Source organism: Lysinibacillus sp. FSL K6-0232 (genome assembly GCF_038008325.1).
Lineage (GTDB): Bacteria > Bacillota > Bacilli > Bacillales_A > Planococcaceae > Lysinibacillus.
In genome coordinates this window covers 52,718-71,487 of sequence record NZ_JBBOYW010000001.1, presented here as the reverse complement: position 1 = coordinate 71,487, position 18,770 = coordinate 52,718, and the positions used below count along the sequence as shown (strand labels likewise).

The following is an 18,770-nucleotide window of genomic DNA, read 5'->3' as shown; positions in this document are numbered from 1 at the left end:
AATCAGCCTTCTGTTACGCATTTTGTTTATTTAAAAATGATAGACAAAACAGACAATCTTCACCTTTACGTGAACTTCCAAAATGAACATGGCAAACGTGGAAGCCTTCTTGGTATAAACGTGCTAGGTTATCATACCCCTCACCAATATCTAGTGGACTCTCTTTCTTTACTTCAGCAGCTTGTACGGAGTTTGTGTTAGAAAGTAGTTCTTCTAGTCGTGTACGAAGATGATGATTTTCTGTTTCAAGCGCCTTATGCTCTTCCATCATTAACGCTACAAATTGTTTCAATGCACCAAATTGCTCCTGCATTGCTTCGAGCTGTTGTTCGAACTCCATAACAGTATCTAAGAAATTACGGTCCTTCACCCAAGCCACCTCGTTAAATTCTCTATCTTATATAAGATTTTTTTCGCATGCTAGCAGTTCTTCTAGTGTATACTCCACTGTGCGCTCTTGCTCCTGTAAATATACTTGAATAAGTCTTTCCAGCACATTTAAACCTATAACTTTTCCACGACCATCTGGTGTCATTGTAATTTCACCAATATCTGGCATGCCCTCTTTTGCTTCTTCATATTCATCATTTTCATACTTTAAGCAGCACATTAAACGACCGCAAAGACCTGATATTTTTGAAGGATTTAATGATAAGTTTTGATCTTTCGCCATTTTAATAGAAACAGGATCAAAATCGCCTAAAAATGTAGAACAGCAAAGCATTCGGCCACATGGACCAATGCCTCCTAATAGCTTTGCTTCATCACGCACACCAATTTGACGAAGTTCAATACGTGTTCTAAAAACAGAAGCTAAATCTTTTACAAGATCCCTAAAATCAACTCGTCCTTCAGCCGTAAAGTAAAAAATAATTTTATTACGATCAAATGTATATTCAACATCTACGAGCTTCATCTCTAGCTTATGCTCAATAATTTTCATACTAGCTAGTTCAAATGCACGCTTTGATTCTGCTGCATTTTCCTCAACCTGTATACGATCACGCTCATCCGCTGGGCGAAGCACTTGTTTAAGTGGTAATACAACATCATTATCACCTACCACTTTTTGAGGAACAACTACTTTACCATACTCTATGCCGCGAGCGGTTTCAACAATCACATACTGACTGTCCTCTAGTGGAAATGATGCTGGGTCAAAATAATATATTTTACCCGCCTTTTTAAAGCGGACTCCTACTACATTATACAAATGTATATCCCTCCTGCAGATTTAGCATTAACTGCTCCATCAATAACGTCCTATTCATGTTACGCTGTAATGATGCACGCGCCTGTAAAATAGCTTCCATTTGCTTAGATAATTTTTCATAAGTGGAATGTAAAGCGGCTTCTTTAAATAGCGGTAACATGTCTGGATAAGTACAAGCTGCTTCGGGATTAGCTTTTATTGACACTATATCACGGTAAGCAAATAGTAATAAATCCAATGCTTGCTCCATCTCGCCCTTTTCTTTAAAATGTGGCAACCACTCATCATATACAATAAGCATTGCTTCATGTACATTTTGCTGAATGGCGTCTACTAATTTTAACACTGTTTTTCGAGCAAGTGCAAATTGCTCATTATTTGCTAAAGTTAGAGCCATTTCGAGCTCATTTGTCATCATGCTCACTGTTGAAGCCATTGCATAAGAAATATTGTTGTCCTGCAAATGCTTTAATAAAACATGACGTGGCAATTTTTGAAATTTAATATGCTGACAGCGTGATCGGATAGTTGGAAGAATGGACTGCATTTGCTCTGTTAATAAAATAGCAGTGACCTCTCCATCTGGCTCCTCTAAAAATTTAAGTATCATATTAGCAGAGGCTACATTAAGGCGGTCTGCATGATGAAGCACATAAATTTTACGCCCTTCCTCAACACCCATCATCTTCATTTCTCCAATTAATTCCCGCATTTGATCAATTTTTATAAACTGACCTTCTGGATAAATTTGATGAACATTCGGATGATTTCCCGAATCCACACGTCTGCAATTTCGACATGTTTCACATGGAACATTGTTAGTTGGTTGCTCACATAGCATTAATTTGACAAAAAAGTGCATAATATCAGCCTTGCCTGTCCCTTTTTCACCGTCAAAAATATATGCGTGTGCTAATCTATTTTTGTCAAAAATCGTTTGAAGTTGCTTCATTACGACTGGTTGTAGCGTGAATAGCTCTTCAACATTCTTGCTCATATAGTAAATTCCTTCCTGTATCTATACCTAAAGTGTTATCACTTTTGTCTAGAAACATTGCAGTGCTGCAAATCAATACTTGAAAAAAGCCCGCGCCTATCTTAACAATGAGACACGGGTTTTACATATATAAATTAATTAGTAAGCCTTTAATCTCACCGATTTTATCGAGCAGGTCAATCGCTTCCTTTTCCTCATCTAAAATATCCTGAGCAAGTTCCACTAGACGCGCATCAATCGTGTCAATAATTTTTAGGCGTCTTCCCTCACCAAAGCGATTCCATGTATGTGATTGCTTCAACTCCATACCATGCTCTACCGTTTCTTGGAGAAAGCGTTTTACAAGCATTTTAAACCTAGCAAGCTCTCGTAAATTACGTGATCTTGCAACACGATCACCCGCAGTAGAAATATCGCCTAGTAAACGTGTTAATTGCTCTGTTTCCAGCTTCGACCCTTGCTTAACAACCAGATCTCCAAATCGGTTATTTTGATTATTATTTTGTAGTGGCTCTTTATGACTGGTATTTACCCCAACACGTATATCTTGATTAATTTTCAAGTTGGATTCGCCCCACCATCTGTATCAATTTCTCCTTAGCATAATTGCGTCAGGATTATAAAGTAGGCTGAAGGCTTTGCAGCAATCAGCCTCATATTCAAATCTTTACTACCTTAAAAATGATGGAATTGTTCAATTGGTAAAACAAAAACAGTGGCTCCTCCCACCTCTACCTCTACTGGATAAGGGATATAGGAGTCAGCATTCCCACCTAATGGAGAAACTGGTGCAACCATTTGCTCTCGTGCTCGACAATTGTCCCGAATTATATCTAATAGTTTGGGTATGAGAGAGTCTTCAGTTCCTATAAGAAACGTCGTATTTCCAGAACGTAAAAATCCTCCTGTGCTCGCTAATTTAGTTGCACGAAACTGATTTTTCGTTAAAGCATTCGATAACCGGCCGCTATCCTGATCTTGTACTACAGCTACGACTAACTTCATTCGCACTCACCCCTTTTATAAAATTCATCTAAATCGACTTTATCTAAACATGTTGACATAGATATAATAATGGATAATATCATTATATCACAATTTTGAAGACAACTTCATGCATTTACTGCATTGCTTCTAATAATAATGACCATACATCTTCAATAACATCCTCAATAGCTTGCTCTGCATTCACCACACGTATACGCTCTGGATACTGCTCCACAAGTTGTAAATAGCCTTCACGTACCTTTTGATGAAATGCTAAACTTTCAACATCTAAACGATTTACCTCACGACTGCCAGTTGCATGAATACGTGCTAAGCCAACCTCTGGTGCAAGATCAAATAAAATTGTTACATCAGGTAGCTTCTTACCGATTGCAAACTCATTAATGGCAAGCACCTCATTAATGCCTATCCCTCTTGCATAACCTTGATAAGCTAATGATGAATCAATAAAGCGATCACATATTACCAGCTTTCCAGCATCTAAAGCAGGACGAACTTTTTCAAAATAGTGCTGACTTCTTGCTGCCGCATATAGCAATGCTTCTGTTCGCTCATCCATAGCCGTATGTGCAGGATTTAAAATAATCGTTCTTATTTTTTCTGCAATTTCAATGCCACCTGGTTCTCTTGTTGCTAACACATCAATATTTGCCTGTGCAAGTCGCTCTGTTATTTTTTCAATAATGGTTGTTTTACCAGCACCCTCTGGACCTTCAAATGTAATAAATAAATTGCTATTCATGCTGTTTTGCCTCCAACTATTTAATGACCTGAATCATTTTCTCTGTTAAACGATGTTGCCCCTGAAATGTAGCACCTACTGCTAGTAATTCCTCTAACTGGCTCAGCTTTGCCACCGTTATTTTCTCCCCAGGAACAAGTAATGGAATACCCGGCGGATATGGAATGACCATACTTGCTGCAATTCGCCCAATTGTACGCATATAAGGTAACCACTCTTTAGTTAATGAGGCAATCTCATTAAATGTATACACAGGCTCAGTAATTGGTGTAAACTGATAGGCTGTTTGCCAAGCTGCTTTATTAGTTGTTTTTGCTGTATCAACAAGCATCGTGACAGCATCCTTTATGCGCACGCGAATTTCTGCAAATGGATAGTTATGCCCTTGCTTTAGCAAAGGGAGCATCAGTAACACCTGATGTGCATCAGCCAGCTCTCCATAAACATGCTGCTTCTCCAATGCTTGCTGTAATTGAAAACCACTATAGCCATCAACACGTAGCAACAATTTAAGAGGGTCATCTACCTCAATAACTTCTAATGAACCAATTGATCGTAACGCTTCAATCCATTGATTTCTTTTTTCTATTATATATGCCCCATCACTCTCTAGATATGTCTGTACATAGTGACGTGCATCATCTAATGAAGCTAATAATAGATAGGATGGACTGCTAGATTGCAGCATGCGTAAATAATAATGGATCCGATCCGCATCGATGAATTGTGAGTTAACATGCATAAAGGATGCCATTGTCATAGCAGGTAATGTTTTATGTGCCGATTGTACAACAACATCAGCCCCAAGCGATAAAGCAGATGGCTGAAATAAAGTACAAGCATTGAAATGTGCACCATGTGCCTCATCCACCAATACAGGAATTCCTTTTTCATGACAATAAGCAATTTGCTGTTGTATATCAGGTGAAGCCACCCCATAATAAGTAGGATATGTTAGGATAACTGCTTTCGCCTCTGCATAGCGCTCAATGACTTCCTTTAAATTTCTATAACTAACATATGTAGCTGTTAATGTGCGCTCGTCCCATTGTGGTGACACAAATATAGGCTTTGCACCAACAAGCTCAATCGCATGAAAAATAGATTTATGCGCATTGCGTTGCACAATAATTGTATCCCCTGCCTGACAAGTTGCATAAATCATTGCTAAATTACCAACCGTAGAGCCCCCAACTAAAAAGAAGCTCTTCATGGCTCCATATGTCTTTGCCAATAAATTTTCTGCTTCGAATATCATTTCCTCAGGGTAATGTAAATCATCCAACCCTGATAATTCCGTGACATCATAACGCATCACATCTTTAAATGCCTGTGGAAGCTGGGATAACTCACCATGCTTATGCCCTGGCACATGAAAAGAAATATTTTGTTGTTGTCGAAAATGCTCTAATCCTTCTACAATTGGCCTTTTCTTTTGCAAACCAAACACCTATTTTCGTTATATTCTTCTTTATAATTATACGAGATTATAACGCGATAACAAAGCTCTCCCTTCTCTATTCAATAAATCATCTAATCATAAAAGGGGATAATGCGTTTTAAAGGAGTTGCTACAGTGGTATTTGACGTTGTTTAATTTCTCGGATTCACTTGACTTTGATAAACATTGCATTCGTGCATTTGCAGTGGAAAACCGCTTATACCCAATAAATAAAATGATAGCATAACAAGGTTTCTAGGAATATTTATAGAATGCTAATATATAATTAGTTCATAAAAAGATAGCGTGACGAAAAAGAGGAGAATAAATTTGAAAAAAATTTTATTAATAGTAGGCTTGTTATTATTAGGGGCGTGTTCAAACAATGAAGTTAAATATGATGGAACACCTTTAAAAATTGCTGTTGTTGGTGATATTCCTGAATTAAATAACGAAAAAATTCATTTCGAACCAATTACATTAGATGAATTTAGTGAAGGTACATTGAATTTTGATGCTGTTATGATAACACCAATGATGTTTGAAGAAGCATCAGATGATAGATTTGCTCAAGTTTATGATAATTCTAAAATACCTATTATTTTTTTGGATTCAACCAAACGTCATTTTCCATTTACAAGAGAAGGGATTACCTATGAAACCGCTCATTGGGAATCATTAAATAACGGTTCCCATACAACAATTTATTTACCTAACAACAATGCAAATAGAGAAGATACTTGGTATTTCTATTTAAAAGATGAAAAAGAATTAGATATTCTTTACAAAGAGATTTTTCAAAAGATTGAAACGTTATAAAGGTAGATTTTTTATGTATAAACTAGCGCATTCAAAAATTTTTGAATACGCTTTTAGCTGGAGGAAAACAACAATCAAATTAAACTGGGCCTTTTACAAAAGGCATCGAGCTATAATTTATTATAGTTGGCTTATTAAATAAAATCATTACTTTGCTGCTTTAATAGCCATTTCTTTTACTAATTGCTCAACTAATTGTGGTACAAACTTTTCTAACACTGGGTTCATTATTCCTGCTAAAAAACCGCTAGCCTTCATTGTTAAGCTGCCAATCAGCTGGCATGAATGATTTTCATTTTCTTTGATTTCAAATGATCCATCACCATTTATCGGATCTGATAAGCCTACTATGTCAAATAGGACCTGATATGGTTGTGATGGTTTCACCTTAAGCTCTACTTTTACCGCCTTTTGAATAAGGCCAAAGTCGCCTTGAAAGACCCATATCATATCTTGATCATTAGGAAATTCATGATGCAAATAACCCGGTATTAAAACTGCCCATTCCTCTTTATTTTGAATAAATTCCTGTAGTTTTTCTTGTTCAATATAAATTTCCTCACGATATTCCCCAGTTGCCAATTTATTTCTCCCCTCTCTATGTTCATGTCATTCCATTAAAGTCTAACATTTCATAGGTTTATAAATAAATATGGTTTTGTTTTTTATAATAGATACGCAAAAAAAGCAGTCAGCTAAACGCTAACTGCTTTTCTATATAGATTGCCTAGCGATGTCCTACTCTCACAGGGGGAAGCCCCCAACTACCATCGGCGCGAAAGAGCTTAACTTCCGTGTTCGGGATGGGAACGGGTGTGACCTCTTTGCCATTATCACTAGACTATATTTGACCTTCAATTTGTAGCTTGAAGCTCTCTTTTGGTTGAAAGAATTATTCTTTCAAAACTGGATAAACGGGCATTGAATTGCGTCAAACTGGTTTTGGTTAAGTCCTCGATCGATTAGTATTCGTCAGCTCCATGTGTCGCCACACTTCCACCTCGAACCTATCTACCTCATCGTCTTTGAGGGATCTTACTTACTTGCGTAATGGGAAATCTCATCTTGAGGGGGGCTTCATGCTTAGATGCTTTCAGCACTTATCCCGTCCACACATAGCTACCCAGCGATGCCTTTGGCAAGACAACTGGTACACCAGCGGTGTGTCCATCCCGGTCCTCTCGTACTAAGGACAGCTCCTCTCAAATTTCCTACGCCCACGACGGATAGGGACCGAACTGTCTCACGACGTTCTGAACCCAGCTCGCGTACCGCTTTAATGGGCGAACAGCCCAACCCTTGGGACCGACTACAGCCCCAGGATGCGATGAGCCGACATCGAGGTGCCAAACCTCCCCGTCGATGTGGACTCTTGGGGGAGATAAGCCTGTTATCCCCGGGGTAGCTTTTATCCGTTGAGCGATGGCCCTTCCATGCGGAACCACCGGATCACTAAGCCCGTCTTTCGACCCTGCTCGACTTGTCGGTCTCGCAGTCAAGCTCCCTTGTGCCTTTACACTCTACGAATGATTTCCAACCATTCTGAGGGAACCTTTGGGCGCCTCCGTTACCTTTTAGGAGGCGACCGCCCCAGTCAAACTGTCCGCCTGACACTGTCTCCTGCCCCGCTAAGGGGCATGGGTTAGAATTTCAATACAACCAGGGTAGTATCCCACCGACGCCTCCTTCGAAGCTGGCGCTCCGAGATCTCTGGCTCCTACCTATCCTGTACAAGTTGTACCAAAATTCAATATCAGGCTACAGTAAAGCTCCACGGGGTCTTTCCGTCCTGTCGCGGGTAACCTGCATCTTCACAGGTACTATAATTTCACCGAGTCTCTCGTTGAGACAGTGCCCAGATCGTTACGCCTTTCGTGCGGGTCGGAACTTACCCGACAAGGAATTTCGCTACCTTAGGACCGTTATAGTTACGGCCGCCGTTTACTGGGGCTTCAATTCGTAGCTTCGCTTGCGCTAACCACTCCTCTTAACCTTCCAGCACCGGGCAGGCGTCAGCCCCTATACGTCACCTTACGGTTTTGCAGAGACCTGTGTTTTTGCTAAACAGTCGCCTGGGCCTATTCACTGCGGCTCTCTCGGGCTTTCACCCTAACAGAGCACCCCTTCTCCCGAAGTTACGGGGTCATTTTGCCGAGTTCCTTAACGAGAGTTCTCTCGCACACCTTAGGATTCTCTCCTCGACTACCTGTGTCGGTTTGCGGTACGGGCACCTCTCACCTCGATAGAGGCTTTTCTTGGCAGTGTGAAATCAGGAACTTCGTCCATACGGACTCGCCATCACAGCTTGGCGTTACAGTGTGCGGATTTGCCTACACACACGCCTTACTGCTTGGACGCGCATTTCCAACAGCGCGCTTACCCTATCCTCCTGCGTCCCCCCATTTCTCAAACGGTGAGGAGGTGGTACAGGAATATCAACCTGTTGTCCATCGCCTACGCCTATCGGCCTCGGCTTAGGTCCCGACTAACCCTGAGCGGACGAGCCTTCCTCAGGAAACCTTAGTCATACGGTGGACGGGATTCTCACCCGTCTTTCGCTACTCATACCGGCATTCTCACTTCTAAGCGCTCCACCAGTCCTTCCGGTCTGACTTCAACGCCCTTAGAACGCTCTCCTACCACTGACATCGTAGATGTCAATCCACAGCTTCGGTGAATCGTTTAGCCCCGATACATTTTCGGCGCAGCGTCACTCGACCAGTGAGCTATTACGCACTCTTTAAATGATGGCTGCTTCTAAGCCAACATCCTGGTTGTCTGTGCAACGCCACATCCTTTTCCACTTAACGATTACTTTGGGACCTTAGCTGGTGGTCTGGGCTGTTTCCCTTTTGACTACGGATCTTATCACTCGCAGTCTGACTCCCGTGTATAAATATCTGGCATTCGGAGTTTGTCTGAATTCGGTAAACCGGGATGGCCCCCTAGTCCAAACAGTGCTCTACCTCCAGTATTCTCATCACGAGGCTAGCCCTAAAGCTATTTCGGAGAGAACCAGCTATCTCCAAGTTCGATTGGAATTTCTCCGCTACCCACACCTCATCCCCGCACTTTTCAACGTGCGTGGGTTCGGGCCTCCAGTAAGTGTTACCTTACCTTCACCCTGGACATGGGTAGATCACCTGGTTTCGGGTCTACGACCACGTACTACTTCGCCCTATTCAGACTCGCTTTCGCTGCGGCTCCGCCTTCTACAGCTTAACCTTGCACGTAATCGTAACTCGCCGGTTCATTCTACAAAAGGCACGCTATCACCCATGAACGGGCTCTAACTACTTGTAGGCACACGGTTTCAGGTTCTCTTTCACTCCCCTCCCGGGGTGCTTTTCACCTTTCCCTCACGGTACTGGTTCACTATCGGTCACTAGGTAGTATTTAGCCTTGGGAGATGGTCCTCCCGGATTCCGACGGAATTTCACGTGTTCCGCCGTACTCAGGATCCACTCAGGAGAGAACGAACTTTCGACTACAGGGCTATTACCTGCTCTGGCGGACCTTTCCAAGTCGCTTCATCTAACTCGCTCTTTTGTAACTCCGTATAGAGTGTCCTACAACCCCAAGAGGCAAGCCTCTTGGTTTGGGCTCTTCCCGTTTCGCTCGCCGCTACTCAGGGAATCGATTTTTCTTTCTCTTCCTCCAGGTACTTAGATGTTTCAGTTCCCTGGGTCTGCCTTCAAGACGCTATGTATTCACGTCAAGATACTACGCCATTAAACGTAGTGGGTTCCCCCATTCGGAAATCTCCGGATCAAAGCTCACTTACAGCTCCCCGAAGCATATCGGTGTTAGTGCCGTCCTTCTTCGGCTCCTAGTGCCAAGGCATTCGCCGTGCGCCCTTAATAACTTAACCGTCGGCTTTCGATATACATCGTTATCCAGCGTCAGCTTCATTCGCTCGCTCAGTCACGTACAGAGGTACGCTCCTTTACTCACTCAATCGCTTCCTTGTCTAACTCGTATCTCAAAACCCTTAAATTATTAAGCCTAAAAAACTTAAAAAATAAATGTGTTTGTTACAATTTCAATGTCGTTTTATCCAGTTTTCAAAGAACAAAGCTACTACCTGCTTCTATTGTTGAGAATAACAGGAGTACATGATTTTGAAGTATTTCATTCAGAAGAATGAACCTTCAAAACTGAACAGCAAAACGTAATCGTACAAACCCAAGGTTTGTATTCCGAAAATATCCTTAGAAAGGAGGTGATCCAGCCGCACCTTCCGATACGGCTACCTTGTTACGACTTCACCCCAATCATCTATCCCACCTTCGGCGGCTGGCTCCAAAAGGTTACCTCACCGACTTCGGGTGTTACAAACTCTCGTGGTGTGACGGGCGGTGTGTACAAGGCCCGGGAACGTATTCACCGCGGCATGCTGATCCGCGATTACTAGCGATTCCGGCTTCATGTAGGCGAGTTGCAGCCTACAATCCGAACTGAGAACGACTTTATCGGATTAGCTCCCTCTCGCGAGTTGGCAACCGTTTGTATCGTCCATTGTAGCACGTGTGTAGCCCAGGTCATAAGGGGCATGATGATTTGACGTCATCCCCACCTTCCTCCGGTTTGTCACCGGCAGTCACCTTAGAGTGCCCAACTAAATGATGGCAACTAAGATCAAGGGTTGCGCTCGTTGCGGGACTTAACCCAACATCTCACGACACGAGCTGACGACAACCATGCACCACCTGTCACCGTTGCCCCCGAAGGGGAAACTATATCTCTACAGTGGTCAACGGGATGTCAAGACCTGGTAAGGTTCTTCGCGTTGCTTCGAATTAAACCACATGCTCCACCGCTTGTGCGGGCCCCCGTCAATTCCTTTGAGTTTCAGTCTTGCGACCGTACTCCCCAGGCGGAGTGCTTAATGCGTTAGCTGCAGCACTAAGGGGCGGAAACCCCCTAACACTTAGCACTCATCGTTTACGGCGTGGACTACCAGGGTATCTAATCCTGTTTGCTCCCCACGCTTTCGCGCCTCAGCGTCAGTTACAGACCAGAAAGTCGCCTTCGCCACTGGTGTTCCTCCAAATCTCTACGCATTTCACCGCTACACTTGGAATTCCACTTTCCTCTTCTGCACTCAAGTCCCCCAGTTTCCAATGACCCTCCACGGTTGAGCCGTGGGCTTTCACATCAGACTTAAAGGACCGCCTGCGCGCGCTTTACGCCCAATAATTCCGGACAACGCTTGCCACCTACGTATTACCGCGGCTGCTGGCACGTAGTTAGCCGTGGCTTTCTAATAAGGTACCGTCAAGGTACAGCCAGTTACTACTGTACTTGTTCTTCCCTTACAACAGAGTTTTACGATCCGAAAACCTTCTTCACTCACGCGGCGTTGCTCCATCAGGCTTTCGCCCATTGTGGAAGATTCCCTACTGCTGCCTCCCGTAGGAGTCTGGGCCGTGTCTCAGTCCCAGTGTGGCCGATCACCCTCTCAGGTCGGCTACGCATCGTCGCCTTGGTGAGCCGTTACCTCACCAACTAGCTAATGCGCCGCGGGTCCATCCTGTAGCGATAGCAGAACCATCTTTCAACTCAGAAACATGTGTTTCCAAGTATCATTCGGTATTAGCCCCGGTTTCCCGGAGTTATCCCCAACTACAGGGTAGGTTACCCACGTGTTACTCACCCGTCCGCCGCTAACGTCAGAGGAGCAAGCTCCTCCTCTGTTCGCTCGACTTGCATGTATTAGGCACGCCGCCAGCGTTCGTCCTGAGCCAGGATCAAACTCTCCATAAAAAGAAATTTGATTTGCTCAAATTGTTTTGCTGGCATCTCATCTTCATTCGATGTCCAAAATTATTTCGTTCACTTACCAAAGTAAGCTACTAAAATTTATTGATTACGTTTTGCTTGTTCAGTTTTCAAGGTTCATTTATTCGTTGCCGTTCGCTTCTCGACAGCAACTTTTATATAATATCACGCCACAAACAAAGTGTCAACATAAAATTTTATTTACTTTTTTGTTTCAAGCTGTTGTATTAGCGACTTTTATAAATATACCATAATATTTTTATATTGCAAGTGTTTTATAGAAAAAATATTAAAGCTGTTATCCCTAAAACGCCTGGAATACCTAAAATAGCAATTGTTAGCACTGAGAATAAATTGATTGGCACATTATATCCAAGATAACCAATACCTAAATGAATCATAAATAATAATAGAAAGGCAAATGCAAATCTAAACCAAAACACAGATAGTCCCTCTAATATTTTACCTAGCTTAGCATGTCTTATTATGACATAAAGAAAAAGAAGCCCTACAGGAACACAAATACTCATAATTACTAACCATGACATATGGCTACCTCCTTAAATAGAATAACTATGAAAGTTTATGTTTCCTGTTTTGCTTCTATGAATGCTTAGTAGGACCTATTTTAATAATATTTTACGGATTCTAGCTTCCTTAAATAAATAAAAATGAATGCTTTCTGTTGCTTTGCGTTGGGCAATAATTTCAAGATCATAGTCATCCATTAATTCTTCTATGACCTTTGCCTGTTGCAAATCCTCTTTTGTTGCCTTCATAAGATTTACAAGTTTATCATCGAATTCTTTTTTTAACTTTCTTTTACTACGGAAGAACATAGCAATCCCTCACTCATAACTCTCTTCGGCCTTCCATTGCTTTAGATAACGTTACCTCATCAGCATATTCTAAATCTCCACCTACTGGTAAACCATGTGCAATACGCGTTGTACGAATACCTGACGGCTTTACAAGTCGAGATATGTACATAGCCGTTGCTTCACCCTCAATTGTTGAGTTTGTAGCTAAAATAAGCTCTTGAACACTTTCATCCTGTAAACGAACTAATAAGGAAGCAACGTTAATATCCTCTGGTCCAATACCATCCATCGGTGAAATCGCACCCTGTAATACATGATACATACCATTATAATCGCGCATTTTTTCCATGGCGATGACATCTTTCGTATCTTGCACAACACAGATAACAGAATGATCTCGCTGTTTATCCGTACAAATATGGCATGGATCAACATCTGTTATATTGCCACAAACAGAACAGTAGCTTAAATTACGTTTAGCATCAATTAATGCTTTAGAAAAAGATAAAACATCATCTTCTTTCATTGACAACACAAAAAACGCCAGACGAGCCGCGGTTTTCGGCCCGATACCTGGCAATTTCATAAAACTATCAATTAATTTTGATATTGGTTCTGGGTAGTACATATCAATGACCTCCTAGAATGGAAGGTTTAAGCCTTGTGTGAATTTACCCATTGTTGAGTTTGTTTTTTCTTCTACCTTTTTCAACGCTTCATTTGTTGCAATCACAATTAGGTCTTGTAGCATTTCGATATCTTCTGGGTCCACCACTGATTCATCAAGATTTACTTCTACTACTTCACGTTGACCAGACACAATGACTTTTACCATGCCGCCGCCAGCAGTGCCTTCAAATTGCTCTGCATTTAACGCTTCTTGTGCCTCCATCATTTCCTTTTGCATTTTTTGCATCTTTTTCATCATACCTTGCATATTTCCCATTCCACGCATAAATATTTTCCTCCTAAAATTTAATCTTCCACTACTTCAACAAAGTCTTTCCCAAATAATTTTTCTGCCTCTGTCACAAGAGGGTCCTGTGAAGCAAGAGGTTGAGCATCATCAATAAATGGTTCTTCTGACATTTCTGCTGGTGGCGGCTCTAATAGCTCCAGCTCCTCCTCATGCTCTGAAGCTGCTGTTGTTTGCTTGCGTTGCTGCAGACCATGGTCACGAATAAACTCTTCTCGCATCTTTAACCAAGATTCCTCTGGTATACATAGCATTTCATACGTTGTACCAGTTTGCCCAGCAATCAATTGTGTAAAATGAGCCTTTAGGGACTGATTATCAGCAACCATCTGACAATGAATATCATACTTGAATTTTAACACAAAAGCACTCGAAGATGCCGCAACAGGCTCAGCTTCTGCCAAAAGGGCTGATTGTGATTTTTGCATTTGACTTAGCGCTTGTGCCCATCCAGATTTTATACGCTGCACATCTTGCTTTGTCGCATCCTTTAGCACCTCTTGAATACGACCAGTTGGTGCTTTATAACCGTTTGGACTTTTGGCGCGTGGTCGTTGCTCTTTGGGAGCCTGTGTTGCTTGTGGAGATGCTCCTGTTTGTAATTGTAAGGATAGTTGTTGAACCGTTTGCTCAAGTGCCACAATTTTTTGAGCAAGTTCTGGACTTAATGCTACTTCATTTGTCGTAGCACCTTGATTTGTAGCTCCCCCCGAAAACTGTACCATTTTTAATAACGCTGTTTCTAAATAAATTTTCGTATGGTGAGAAAATCGCATTTCTTGCTGTGTTTTAGCAAGGATATCGATATAGCCATAGAGCATATCTGGCGCAAATTCATGTGCTAATGTAAATACACGCTCCTCAGGTGACACAAGTTCTAATAATTCAGCTAAGTCGTCACTTATTTGCAGTAATAATAAATCACGGAAAAATGTAATTAAATCTTCTGAAAGACGCAGTGGGTCCTTACCATCTGCAATAAGCTGCTCTAATAGTGCCAGCATTTGCGCAACATCTTTCTCTTTAAGCGCCTCAGCTAAGTCATAAAAAACATCCTGACTAATTGAGCCGGTAACAAGCAATGTATCCTCAAGCTTTAATTTTTCCCCACTGAATGAAACTACTTGGTCTAATAAGCTTAACGCATCACGCATTCCCCCTGCGGCTGATTGTGCAATCACCTTTAAACCTTGTTCTTCATAAGGCAAGTCAATATCTTCTAAAACAACCTTCATACGTTCAATAATATCATTAGTAGAAAGTCGTTTAAAATCAAAGCGCTGACAACGAGAAATGATCGTAGCAGGCAATTTATGAGGCTCTGTCGTTGCTAAAATAAATACAGCATGTGGGGGTGGTTCTTCTAATGTTTTTAATAGTGCATTAAAGGCACTTGTAGAAAGCATATGCACTTCGTCAATAATATACACTTTGTATCGGCTATTTGCGGGTGCAAAGCGCACCTTTTCTATAATATCTCTAATCTCTTCAACACGTGAATTCGAAGCTGCATCAAATTCAATAACATCTGGATGAGAGCCATCTGTAATACTTAGACAGGTAGCACACTCATTACAAGGCTCTTTTGATGGCGCATGCTCGCAATTTAAAGCTTTAGCAAAGATTTTAGCTGTACTTGTTTTTCCTGTACCACGTGGCCCAGAAAATAAGTAAGCATGAGTCGTTTTATTCGCTAGGAGAGCATTTTGTAGCGTTCTTTTGACATGTGCTTGACCTGACATTTCTCGAAAAGATTGTGGTCGATACACACGATAAAATGCTTGGTACGTCACTATTTCCCTCTCCCCTTCTCCATTAAATAGAATAGTTTTATTATAGCATTTGCTTCCTTATATATAAAATGAAGTTATGACATTAAAAATAAAAACGCATCCACCTATAAGTAGGCGGATGCGTTTGAATTGGCAAATTTATGCCGTGCACCTTTCCTTGACAGCCGCACATAAGCGTTACTCTTGTCGTTAGCTCAGATTAGGCAACCCCGCGGCACATGAATAAGACCACTTAATGCTGCTTCCTTCCGGACCTGACATGGTTCATGGGTATCCATTGCGCAGGACCCAATCGTCAACACTACGTGCAAAAGGCAGACCAAACAATACGGACAGCCTCGAAAAAGGAATTCAGTCTCGCTAGAGCGGATTGCGAGTTACAGGACACCGCTACCTTCCCACCTAGCACGGCAATAACTAGTATACTGACAGTTTGCATAAATTGCAACTTAATACACCAATTATTTATTGCCAATTTATGAAGTACACTCGCTTCACTTCTCAAGTTATTAATTTGAAGCAAATTAATTTTTTCAATAAATATATTGACGTATGCTTTTAATTGTGTTAGATTTATTTCTGTCGATAAGATAAACGAGTTATATATTATGGAGGTATACCCAAGTCTGGCTGAAGGGATCGGTCTTGAAAACCGACAGGCGGGTAACACCGCGCGGGGGTTCGAATCCCTCTACCTCCTCCAGTTTTAAAATTCCGACTACAAATGTAGCCGTTTTTTTTTGCCCAAAATTGTATGTATTACTTATTAAATACCACTTCCATTTCGGTTGTGGTATTTTTTCGCTTTACCTTGGTTCAGCAAATTATTTTTGTATCGAAAGCGAAGCGTTAGCGGCAGGTACAATTATGATGGGGCATAATTGATTAGCAAATACTTTTTAAATAAGGGCATAAATATTAACTTTTGCTAAAATAAAGGAACATCATCATACCTGGAGGTTATTTAAGTGCATTCAAAGGTATCCATAACGCGAGCTTCCCTAACTTGGATTTTTGTCATTGCTATCTTGACTGCCATTGGTAGTGAAATTAAAATCATCCCTTTTGCCAATACAACATTCCGCTTTGGCTTAGGGACAATTATCTTCTTTTTATGTACGTTGATTAAGCCAACACCGATTATTTTAGCTGGTATTGCTACAAGTATCGTAACGGCAATTTTTCGTATTAGTTATTCTACTTTTCATGCTGTTCCATTAGCTGATAGTATGTCAACGCATTTGCCAGCAGCAGCATTCTATATATTATTTGCCATATGCCTACAAATATTAAATGTTCAACAATATAAAGAAAAGCCGTTCAAGCTAGGTTTACTTGTTGCTTTTAGTGAGGTTATTTGTAATTTAGCTGAACAAATATTGCGCTTTTTTGTGCAAACCTATACATTTTTATTTCTTCATGATCTTTTGATTTTATTAGCAGTCGCATTACTACGCAGCTTTTTTGTTGTTGGTATTTATAGCTCAATTTTAATAGCTGAACAAAAAAAGCGTGTACAAGAAATGTTGAATATTGGCTCTGATCTCTATGTGGAAACATTGTATTTAAAAAAGTCTATGAACCATATTGAAACCATCACAGCAAGTGGATTTGAATTATACCAGCGCTTAAAGGCACAAGGTCAACGTGCAGAAAGTATACAGGCTCTTCATATTGCCCAGGAAATTCATGAGGTAAAAAAGGATTCACAACGTATATACGCTGGTATTTCAAAAATTGTTGGTGAAAGAAACTTTGATCCTTTTGTGATTTCAACATTATTGCATTATATTGAAGAAGGGAATCGTAAATATGCTGAATTTCTTGGAAAGGAAATACAATTTAAAACAAGTATAGATGTTGATTTTGAAGCAAAAGAGCCTATCGCACTTTTAGCTCTGTTAAATAATTTATCAGCAAATGCAGTTGAAGCTATCGAAGAACAAGGATTTATTTCTATTGCTATTCGGCAGCAAGAAGATAATACTGTAATAACAGTATGTGATAATGGCAGAGGGATTTCCCATCATGATTATTCGGTTATCTTTGAACCAGGATACACCACAAAATATAATATAGATGGTGTTGCAGCAACCGGTATTGGACTTTCACATGTAACTGAATTAGTAGAAAAATTAAAAGGTTCAATAACCGTTGAATCAAATCAACAATACACAACATTTAAAATCATAGTTCCTACACAAACTATACAAACAGGAGAAAGTTAAATGAGGTATTTTATTGTAGATGATGATCGTGCAAGTCGTGTGATGTTAAAACAAATTATTGAGGATAGTGGCTTAGGTACAGTAATTGGTGAGGCTCGTAATGGCGAGGATGCCATACCACAAATTTTAATGACACAGCCTGAATTTGTATTAATTGATTTACTAATGCCAAAGCTTGATGGAATTGCAACAGTTGAACAGCTTATGCAAAATCGCTTTGAAGGGCAATTTATTATGATTTCACAGGTTGTCAATAAGGAAATGGTTGGTGAGGCGTATGAAAAAGGTATTGAATTCTTCATTCATAAACCAATTAATCGTATCGAAGTTGAAAATGTGTTGAAAAAAACAACCGAACAGTTTCGGCTGAAGAATTCCTTACTAGTAATACGTCAATCACTAACAAACATCGAATTAAGCGAACAAAAGGCTCATAAAGCAACATCACGAGATCATATTCAATCTATTTTAAATGATATGGGCATTGTTGGCGAAATCGGTAGTGAGGATATTATTGCGATTATTGAAACATTGCTGGCGCATCAACATAAAATTGCACCTCTTCCTCCTTTAAAGGAGCTTTATGAGGAAATCGCAGCTACTACAAAAACTACACCAGATGAAATATTAAAGGAAAGTAAAGCTATTGAGCAGCGTGTACGTCGAACAATATTAGCTGCTATGATTAATCTTGCTAATTTAGGGGTTGTTGATTACACAAACTCAGAATTTGAATATTATGCCCCTCGTTATTTTGATTTTAAAGAAATTCGTCAGTTAATGACACAGATTGAAGACCATAAAAATCGAAAAGCAAAGGTAAATATTAAAAAGTTTATTCAAGTGTTATATTCAGACATTTTAACAAAAGTAAATTAATTTGTTCGGATTTTGTCGGATTCCATAAGTCCTCCATATTATTAAAATAAGGCATGTCCTAAAAATTTAATA

Annotated in this window: 16 protein-coding genes, 1 tRNA gene, 3 rRNA genes and 1 other RNA gene; 4 read left to right on the top strand and 17 right to left on the bottom strand. The window is 40.6% G+C overall.

Going from position 1 to position 18,770, the window contains the following annotated elements; genetic code table 11:
* Positions 1-13: 13 nt before the first annotated feature.
* The 7 genes from yabA to MHB42_RS00315 form a co-directional block, all read right to left on the bottom strand.
* The gene (gene yabA, locus MHB42_RS00345; RefSeq protein WP_274795146.1) at positions 14-370 is read right to left on the bottom strand and encodes a DNA replication initiation control protein YabA; all 357 of its coding nucleotides are present in this window, start codon (positions 368-370) and stop codon (positions 14-16) included.
* 27 nt (positions 371-397) lie between these two features.
* Positions 398-1,213, bottom strand: a complete 816-nt coding sequence (locus tag MHB42_RS00340) for a PSP1 domain-containing protein (protein ID WP_340803763.1) — start codon at positions 1,211-1,213, stop codon at positions 398-400.
* The gene (gene holB / locus MHB42_RS00335) at positions 1,206-2,210 is read right to left on the bottom strand and encodes a DNA polymerase III subunit delta' (RefSeq protein WP_340803762.1); all 1,005 of its coding nucleotides are present in this window, start codon (positions 2,208-2,210) and stop codon (positions 1,206-1,208) included. Before holB ends, MHB42_RS00340 begins: the two co-directional genes overlap by 8 nt.
* A gap of 121 nt (positions 2,211-2,331) precedes the next feature.
* Positions 2,332-2,772, bottom strand: coding sequence for a YaaR family protein (locus MHB42_RS00330; RefSeq protein WP_340803760.1), 441 nt, complete (start codon positions 2,770-2,772; stop codon positions 2,332-2,334).
* Positions 2,773-2,885: 113 nt separating this feature from the next.
* The gene (locus MHB42_RS00325) at positions 2,886-3,215 is read right to left on the bottom strand and encodes a cyclic-di-AMP receptor (protein ID WP_340803759.1); all 330 of its coding nucleotides are present in this window, start codon (positions 3,213-3,215) and stop codon (positions 2,886-2,888) included.
* A gap of 115 nt (positions 3,216-3,330) precedes the next feature.
* Entirely contained in the window at positions 3,331-3,960 is a 630-nt protein-coding gene (gene tmk, locus MHB42_RS00320) for a dTMP kinase (protein ID WP_340803758.1), read from the bottom strand.
* Between the two features lie 16 nt (positions 3,961-3,976).
* A complete protein-coding gene (locus tag MHB42_RS00315) occupies positions 3,977-5,410 on the bottom strand; it encodes an aminotransferase class I/II-fold pyridoxal phosphate-dependent enzyme (protein ID WP_340803757.1) in 1,434 nt (477 codons plus the stop codon).
* Between the two features lie 321 nt (positions 5,411-5,731).
* Here MHB42_RS00315 and MHB42_RS00310 point away from each other — a divergent pair, with 321 nt between their 5' ends.
* Complete coding sequence (locus tag MHB42_RS00310; RefSeq protein ID WP_340803756.1) at positions 5,732-6,220, top strand: amino acid oxidase; 489 nt, start codon at positions 5,732-5,734, stop codon at positions 6,218-6,220.
* 147 nt (positions 6,221-6,367) lie between these two features.
* Here the strand turns inward: MHB42_RS00310 and MHB42_RS00305 are convergent, their stop codons facing one another.
* The 10 genes from MHB42_RS00305 to ffs form a co-directional block, all read right to left on the bottom strand.
* Positions 6,368-6,802: an SRPBCC domain-containing protein gene (locus MHB42_RS00305; RefSeq protein ID WP_340803754.1), complete on the bottom strand. Its 435-nt coding sequence runs from the start codon at positions 6,800-6,802 to the stop codon at positions 6,368-6,370.
* A 143-nt stretch (positions 6,803-6,945) separates the two neighbouring features.
* Positions 6,946-7,061: ribosomal RNA gene (gene rrf, locus MHB42_RS00300) — 5S ribosomal RNA — on the bottom strand.
* Between the two features lie 101 nt (positions 7,062-7,162).
* Positions 7,163-10,091, bottom strand: a 23S ribosomal RNA gene (locus tag MHB42_RS00295).
* A gap of 344 nt (positions 10,092-10,435) precedes the next feature.
* Positions 10,436-11,986, bottom strand: a 16S ribosomal RNA gene (locus MHB42_RS00290).
* Together the 16S, 23S and 5S rRNA genes form the textbook arrangement of a ribosomal RNA operon.
* A 290-nt stretch (positions 11,987-12,276) precedes the next feature.
* Positions 12,277-12,549, bottom strand: a complete 273-nt coding sequence (locus MHB42_RS00285; RefSeq protein ID WP_340803753.1) for a pro-sigmaK processing inhibitor BofA family protein — start codon at positions 12,547-12,549, stop codon at positions 12,277-12,279.
* Between the two features lie 75 nt (positions 12,550-12,624).
* Positions 12,625-12,840 (bottom strand): YaaL family protein, encoded by a 216-nt coding sequence (locus tag MHB42_RS00280; protein WP_340803752.1) that lies wholly within the window; start codon positions 12,838-12,840, stop codon positions 12,625-12,627.
* A gap of 13 nt (positions 12,841-12,853) precedes the next feature.
* Complete coding sequence (gene recR / locus MHB42_RS00275) at positions 12,854-13,450, bottom strand: recombination mediator RecR (RefSeq protein WP_205446338.1); 597 nt, start codon at positions 13,448-13,450, stop codon at positions 12,854-12,856.
* Between the two features lie 12 nt (positions 13,451-13,462).
* Positions 13,463-13,777 (bottom strand): YbaB/EbfC family nucleoid-associated protein, encoded by a 315-nt coding sequence (locus MHB42_RS00270; protein ID WP_053995236.1) that lies wholly within the window; start codon positions 13,775-13,777, stop codon positions 13,463-13,465.
* Between the two features lie 20 nt (positions 13,778-13,797).
* Positions 13,798-15,591 (bottom strand): DNA polymerase III subunit gamma/tau, encoded by a 1,794-nt coding sequence (gene dnaX / locus MHB42_RS00265; protein WP_340803749.1) that lies wholly within the window; start codon positions 15,589-15,591, stop codon positions 13,798-13,800.
* Between the two features lie 143 nt (positions 15,592-15,734).
* Positions 15,735-16,002, bottom strand: an RNA gene (gene ffs, locus MHB42_RS00260) — signal recognition particle sRNA large type.
* 199 nt (positions 16,003-16,201) lie between these two features.
* Here ffs and MHB42_RS00255 point away from each other — a divergent pair.
* The 3 genes from MHB42_RS00255 to MHB42_RS00245 all read left to right on the top strand — a co-directional run bounded on the left by MHB42_RS00255 (position 16,202) and on the right by MHB42_RS00245 (position 18,698).
* Positions 16,202-16,294 (top strand) — tRNA-Ser (locus MHB42_RS00255).
* Positions 16,295-16,559: 265 nt separating this feature from the next.
* Positions 16,560-17,819, top strand: coding sequence for a sensor histidine kinase (locus MHB42_RS00250; protein ID WP_340803748.1), 1,260 nt, complete (start codon positions 16,560-16,562; stop codon positions 17,817-17,819).
* On the top strand, positions 17,820-18,698 hold the full coding sequence (locus MHB42_RS00245) for a response regulator (protein WP_340803747.1): 879 nt from the start codon (positions 17,820-17,822) through the stop codon (positions 18,696-18,698).
* Positions 18,699-18,770 lie beyond the last annotated feature (72 nt).